Below are 6,195 nucleotides of genomic sequence, written 5' to 3' on the forward strand. Positions count from 1 at the left end.
GCGCACGTACACCGGCCGCAGGAACCCGGTGTTGCCCGGCTCGCCGAAGTGGATCTTGACGGCGACCAGGTCATCGTTTCTGATGATGCGCGCGAAGCCCGCTTTGTCGAAGAGCTGTGCTGCCTTGTCCAGCAGGCCCGGGGTACGTCCCGCGGCGCGCAAGTTCGCGAAATAGACGGTCTTCGGCACGATTCCCTCCCGTGAGAATGCCCGCGCAGGGCGGGCTGCCCCGCCCGAACCAGCTGGCCGCACCCACGCGCTGGACAAATGAAGCGAGTTCGCTGTATTGTACTCGATGCACCTGCCAGGGTCAAGAATTGACGTGCACGGGGGTGGCGATGGTGTCGACAACCGGTGACGTCTCCTTCGTGGTTCTTATCATCTTGTTGCCCGCGGCGATCTTCATCCTGTGGCTGTGGAGCGTGGACCGGGTGTACTGGGACGCGGAGCGGAGAGGGTGGCCGGGGTTCTGGGTCGCGCTCGCGGTCTTCGCCAGCTGGCCATGGGGGTGGATCCTGTACAGCATCCAGCGCCGCCGCGATGACGCAAGAAAGGCGAACGCCGCGGCGTCACCAGACAATGCACCTTCGCCGCCGGAGAGCTGAACGTCCGGCCCCCGCGATTGACGCGCGGCGCCAGCATCGCGGTGGTGCCGATCGTGCCTGCCGAACGAAGCGGGCGTACGCCGCGGCGTCGCTGCGCGCCCGCTGGCTGATCCACGGGCAGGAGCCGGACTTCCGCCTAGAGAACTCGGCACACACAGTGCGCCGGCGCCGGCGGTGCAATCCGGCACAGGAGGAGTGACATGCAGCGATTGAACCCGATCGCCCTGGGCCTGGCCATCGGCATCATCTGGGGCGTGTGGATGCTCATCGTCGCGCTCGCCAACATCGTCACCCAGGGCTACGGCGCGGAATGGATCATCATGCTCTCTTCCGTCTACCCAGGCTTTGGCGGAACGCTGGTCGGCGCGATCATCGGACTCGGGTGGGGGTTGGCGGACGGCTTCATCGTCGGCGCGCTCGTGGCGTGGATCTACAACGGCATCCTGCGGCCCGCACCTGCGCCTCAGCCCAGTGAGTAGGCCCCTGTTCTACTCGGACAGGAGCCTAGGAAGCCTGCGGAAATGGCGTCGCGTCGCCCGTCCGGTTGCCGGGAAGCGCATGGACGCCGCGGGGTGATAGGTCACGAAGCAGCGCCTGCGATCCCGCTGAATGACGCGGCCGAGCACGTCGCGCAACCGCTTGACCCCCAGCATCTCCTCCGCCGCGACGCCTCCCATGAGTACGACCAGCCGCGGTGAGACGATCTCCAGTTGGCGGTCGAGGTGCGCGCGCCGGCAGACATGCATCTCGTCGCGCCGCGGGCGGCGATTGCGCGGCGGGCGGCACTTGTTCACCCCGGTGACGAAGATGTCCTCGCGACGCAGGCCGGCGATGGCGAGCAGCTCGTCGAACTCCCGGCCGGACCTGCCCATGAAAGGGCGGCCGGTTTCATCCTCGGTCTCGCCCGGCGCCTCGCCGATGAAGAACACGGCAGCGCGAGCGTTCCCCGCGCCGGGCACGGCGTGGGTGCGTGATTCCGACAGGCCGCAGCGCGTGCAGCGGCGAACCTGTCGGGCGATGCGTTCGAGTTCTGCCTCACGCGACATTGCGTCTCATCACAGGGCGTTCGGTGCGAAGATTCGAACCGCGGCGCCGCGGCAATCCCGCGCGCCAGCCCCGCACCGCACATTCGAGGAGGGAATCCGATGAGCCTTCTGGATCGTCTCTTCGGCGGGAAACGCGAGGAAGAGGGAGACCCGATCGAGCGCGGGCGCGCCGTGCTCGCAGAGCTGCGCGAACTGGCGGCCGAGGATCCGAAGCGGACACTCGGGCTGCTGCGTCGGCAGGGCAAGCGGATGTACGACCAGTTCGGCCTCAACGGAGCCCTCCACGACCTGTACCGTGCGGCGGCGTTCGACCTGTGGGCCAAGGCAGAGCCCGACGCCGCGGTGCGCGAGCTGGCGTCGTGTGTCGAGGTATCCTGGGGAACCTGGGAGGATCCCACAGTCGGCGACGTCGCCTTGGTGGCACAGGGCGCGGCCGAGGACGTCCTCTACCTCAGCGCACCCGCCTCTCGGGGCTCGCGTGATGCGCTCGCCGAACTCGCGGCCCTACGGCATCTGACGCTTGACCGGGAAGTCGCAATGGTCATCGTCGGGGCAGAGGACGCCTTCCTGCGGCGGCAGTTCGTGGTTGAGGCGAGCGCGAACCTCAACCGGCGCTCCGAGGAAGTGCTCCAGGACTTCAGCGACGCGGCGAGCAAGGCGGGGCTGCGGACCGAGTTCATCGTCGCGTGAGCAGGCCCAATAAGGAGCGGCACGCCTGAAGCGTGAGAGGTGGTGAGTCGCTGGGGCGGCTCGGTTACTCGCGCCCCACCTCGTCGGGTCCGCGAGCTGCGGCCGGATCCCCGCAGCTCCTGATGTCGCAGAACTCAACAATGGCGGAAGGAGTTTGCCAGGGGGTGGGCAAAACGGGCGTGACGGGGGGAACGTCCGACCACGCGAACGGCTCGAGTTCGCCCAGGGTGTGGCAGTGCTTGTGCCGACGGCCCCCGGGCGAAGGATTCGAGCGCGAAAGGAGGTGCAAAGCCGGCCTGTCAACCGGCACGTAACCTAGTTACGTTGCTGCTGGAGATTCCAAGTTGAATCGTGACAAAGGAGACACACACATGAGTACCAAGTTATCCGTACTCTGGCTTGCGACGCTGGTGGTGGCGTTGGCCGTATCCGCAGCGGGCGCCGCAAGTTACAACCCCGACACCACCATCATCTGCTACGTCCACGGCTTCGACAACGACGGCTGGGACCGAGTGGGCGTGTACGGCGACGACATGTACGACTCCGACATGGAGCACTTCGCCGCCCACCTCGGGCAGCCCGGCTGGTGGACGAATCCGACCGCTCCCAACCAGATCGCCGCGGTCGAGTACTACGGCGATACCCCGCCCGCGTGGTACACCACGCAGGACGTCGCTGACGACGCGGCGATGCCCTCCGGCATGCCGCGGTACGCCTTGCGCGTGGCCAAGTACATCCAGCACGTGCTGAACCGCGCCCCGGGCGCGACCGCGGTCAACGTCGTCGGCGCGAGCATGGGCACCGAGGTCACCCGCTACATGATCGAGCACGACCTATGCGGCCTGGCGAGCAACCAACTGATCACTCGCTGGTGCCAGGTAGTCGGCGTGACCTGCGGCAACTGGGCGGCGAGCAACATTCCCGGCTGGCTTGCCGCCCTCTTCGGCGGCGACTCACCCGACATTGACCAGATGACGTACGACTGGGTGGACACCAATATCTCCGCCCGCACGACGATGAACACCGCGCTCTACGGGCCGATGGTCATCTCCTCGTGGATCGCCACCAATGACGCCGATGATTACCTCACGGCCCTGACCAACAAGCCCAACGACGGCACCAACCTATGCGAGGACTGCTTCTTCTGGGGTTACACCACGTCCGCGGCGCTGCACCAGGCGACCGACGGCACGCTCCAGATGCCCGGCATGTCCTTCCAGGACACGATCCACACCGGCATCGCCGACAGCGAGGGCGCCCACGCCGGGTGGTGCGCGTTCGCCAAGAACAACTGCCGCGTGACGATCAAGGTGAGCCGGCTCAAGGCGCTCACCACCGGCGACAGCTGGATCCAGGGCAAGGGAGAGTTCGTCTTCAACGCGAGCATCACTTCGCCGCGGGCGAACACCCTGTGGGGGATCGCCGACCCGATGCAGTACCTCATCACCGAGGGCGGCATGGCGCCGGGGGTGTATAGGTACAAGAAGTACGAGACGAAGTACCCGAACTGCGTGATGTTCGACCAGATCGTGCCGCCAGGAGAGACCCAGCTAAACGTCACGTTCTGGGTGGACGAGCTCGACTGGCATCCCGAGTTCTACAACGTCTGGGAGAACCCGTTCGGCAGCGACAAGAACCTGGGGACGACGTACGCGACCGTCTCGACCACCAGCGACTCGGTGGTCTACATCTCGTGCGGCAACTACAACGCCGACCTGACGACGACGGTGAAGTACGTGTACTAGACGCCCGCTTGGACTGCGGAAAGGGACCGGCGCGAATCGCCGGTCCCTTTCTTTCTTGCGTCATCATCCTGCCGCGGCAGGTCTCTGCCGCGACCTGCGACATCCGGTTCGCGTGGCAGGAGCTTGTGGCTGGGTCGCTTCGCGACCGCCGCCGTGGCCCGTAGGGCTTAGGGGCCTCCTGCCCTAAGGCCTTCAGTCCAGCACGATGGGCTCGATACCCAGCGCCTCGCACGCGGCGATGAGCTGCCCCACCCAGTCGCCGAGCGCGGCGTGCAGGTGGTTACAGCGGAACTCCCGCGCGAAGCGCTCATACGAGATGTTGAACCGCGAGAACGCGTGCGGCCACTCGTAGGTCGTCTGCTTGGCGAGCCTCTCCATGGTCGCCTTGGGCAGCTTGACGAACGCGCCGGTGAAGATGTGCATCTGGAACTCGCCGTTCTTGCGCGTGATGCGGGCGAAGGTCACCGGATCCGCCGGATCGGCGTAAAACTGCACCGACGCGCCGCCGCCGCGGAAGAAGAACTTGCTCGCCGGCATCAGGTGCACTTGCTTCCAGTTCCTGCGCCAGTTCTTGCTGCGCTTGGACAGGTACGGCGCGTGCTCGCCGCTGTTGACGAGGTCGTACACGTCGAGCTTCTCGTGGTAGTGCCGCAGGTCGGCGAAGAGCACCGGCGTCCCGGTGAGGTGGTGCAGGATCTGCATCGTCAGCGCGCCGTTAGAGTCGCACTCGGTGGCGCACACGATGACCTTCTTCGGGTCGTCCTCCCAGTCCGCGACGTCGTTGAGCAGCGCCTCCGGCACGTCGGCGATGCAGTGCTCTTTGCTCTCGGTCAAGTCGAGCTGCCCGGTGATGCCGCAGAAGTCAATGCCCTCCTGCCTGCACAGATCCTTCATCCCGAGGTAGAGCCGCACTTGCTTGGCGAGCGTCCCGTCGAGGCCGGGTGTGAGCATGTCGCCGTCCCAGTGGATCTTCGCCACCGCCGCCTCCAGCCAGTCCAGCCCGGCCTGGACGCGCTTCTTGGAGACGCGCTTCGCCATGTCCACCAGCGTCAACTGGCTGCGGTGATAGACATGGACGCCGAACTGCGCCATCCACTGGCTCTGGTCAACGTGGCCGGTGTACATGCCCATTGAGGGGCCGTCGAATTCGCCGTAGCGCTGGCCGTAGAGCTTCGCCGCCGCTGCGTTGCCCTGCGCCTGCTTGTCGGGCTCGTGCTTAACGAGGAAGTCGAGCACCTGCGCCTGCACGCGCGGATCCTTGATGTCGCCGAGCGCGCGGCCGTAGGGAATGCCGACCTCATCGAGCGCGCCGGCGGACGCGAAGAACGCCACCCAGCCCGGCTGCCCCGGGTTGAGATTGCCGATGCACAGAATCGGCGCCTCGATCAGCGACGCCGTCTGCACCGTCAGGTCCGGGAACGACCACACGGAGAAGTTGAACACGACGACGTCGCAGCCCGCCCGGTTCATGCGCGCGGCTTCGCTGCGCACGGCGGCATAGTTCCAGATAATCTTCTTGCCCTCGACGACCTGGTGGCCTTTCCGCTTGAGCCACTTCGCGATGTCGCCTTGAAAGCCGTGACATGCGTCATTCAGGGAATCGGCGACGCGCTTGCGTCCATCCGTGAAGCTGACGATCCCGATCTTCATGGTGACCTCCTGGGTTCTGCGAGCCTGCGTCAGACACGGCGCGCGGACGATGGGCGCCCCGGCGCCAGCCGACGGATTGTAACATTATCCCCGGCGCCGTTCTATCCCTGCCGCGGCCTGTCGGCGCGGCGGCTCGCACCCGCAACGCGGGGGCCTGCGGCCTCCGCCGGCAGGCGCTCGGCGCCGCGCGGAGAATGCGTGAGTGGGCCGCGCCGTTGCGGGCGAGACACGCCGCCTGCGCGGGAGCAGGCTTCGCTTCGGCGCGGCTGCGGCCGGGCAGACGCTCGGGACCATGGCAAACGAAGCCCGGCGTGAGGAGGTTCGATGATGATCCGGACATGGCACGTGATTTCGGCGCTGATGATGTTGGCGCTGGTCGCCGTCGCGGCGTGCGGCGCGGGGGCGGAGCAGGTGACGATCTATCGCGACGTGTGGGGCGTGCCGCACGTCTATGGCGAC

General features: G+C 66.6%; 7 protein-coding genes. 4 read left to right on the forward strand and 3 right to left on the reverse strand.

Annotated elements, in window-relative coordinates; all coding sequences use genetic code 11:
• The coding region (locus tag JSV65_12205) for a 4Fe-4S ferredoxin (protein UCH33333.1) at positions 1–189 on the reverse strand (189 nt) is incomplete at its 3' end.
• A 149-nt stretch (positions 190–338) separates the two neighbouring features.
• Between JSV65_12205 and JSV65_12210 the strand changes: the two genes are divergently transcribed.
• Both JSV65_12210 and JSV65_12215 read left to right on the forward strand, forming a co-directional pair.
• Positions 339–605 carry a hypothetical protein gene (locus JSV65_12210; protein ID UCH33334.1) on the forward strand — a complete coding sequence of 89 codons (267 nt, stop codon included), beginning with the start codon at positions 339–341 and terminating at the stop codon, positions 603–605.
• 200 nt (positions 606–805) lie between these two features.
• Positions 806–1,084, forward strand: a complete 279-nt coding sequence (locus tag JSV65_12215) for a bacteriophage holin (protein UCH33335.1) — start codon at positions 806–808, stop codon at positions 1,082–1,084.
• A gap of 9 nt (positions 1,085–1,093) precedes the next feature.
• Here JSV65_12215 and JSV65_12220 read toward each other — a convergent pair whose 3' ends face one another.
• Positions 1,094–1,651: a uracil-DNA glycosylase gene (locus JSV65_12220; protein UCH33336.1), complete on the reverse strand. Its 558-nt coding sequence runs from the start codon at positions 1,649–1,651 to the stop codon at positions 1,094–1,096.
• 99 nt (positions 1,652–1,750) lie between these two features.
• On the opposite strand from JSV65_12220, the gene JSV65_12225 reads away from it, so the two are divergent.
• Together JSV65_12225 and JSV65_12230 are read left to right on the forward strand one after the other, a co-directional pair.
• The gene (locus JSV65_12225; GenBank protein ID UCH33337.1) at positions 1,751–2,341 is read left to right on the forward strand and encodes a hypothetical protein; all 591 of its coding nucleotides are present in this window, start codon (positions 1,751–1,753) and stop codon (positions 2,339–2,341) included.
• A gap of 371 nt (positions 2,342–2,712) precedes the next feature.
• A complete protein-coding gene (locus JSV65_12230) occupies positions 2,713–4,086 on the forward strand; it encodes a hypothetical protein (GenBank protein UCH33338.1) in 1,374 nt (457 codons plus the stop codon).
• 192 nt (positions 4,087–4,278) lie between these two features.
• Here JSV65_12230 and JSV65_12235 read toward each other — a convergent pair whose 3' ends face one another.
• A complete protein-coding gene (locus JSV65_12235) occupies positions 4,279–5,736 on the reverse strand; it encodes a fucose isomerase (GenBank protein ID UCH33339.1) in 1,458 nt (485 codons plus the stop codon).
• Positions 5,737–6,195 lie beyond the last annotated feature (459 nt).

It is taken from the genome of Armatimonadota bacterium (assembly GCA_020354555.1).
GTDB lineage: Bacteria > Armatimonadota > Hebobacteria.

Bases quoted from the DNA above. Each gene is read 5' to 3' on its own strand.
- JSV65_12210 (UCH33334.1), top strand. From the start codon at position 339: ATGGTGTCGACAACCGGTGACGTCTCCTTCGTGGTTCTTATCATCTTG.
- JSV65_12225 (UCH33337.1), top strand. From the start codon at position 1,751: ATGAGCCTTCTGGATCGTCTCTTCGGCGGGAAACGCGAGGAAGAGGGA.
- JSV65_12215 (UCH33335.1), top strand. From the start codon at position 806: ATGCAGCGATTGAACCCGATCGCCCTGGGCCTGGCCATCGGCATCATC.
- JSV65_12230 (UCH33338.1), top strand. From the start codon at position 2,713: ATGAGTACCAAGTTATCCGTACTCTGGCTTGCGACGCTGGTGGTGGCG.
- JSV65_12235 (UCH33339.1), bottom strand. From the start codon at position 5,736: ATGAAGATCGGGATCGTCAGCTTCACGGATGGACGCAAGCGCGTCGCC.
- JSV65_12220 (UCH33336.1), bottom strand. From the start codon at position 1,651: ATGTCGCGTGAGGCAGAACTCGAACGCATCGCCCGACAGGTTCGCCGC.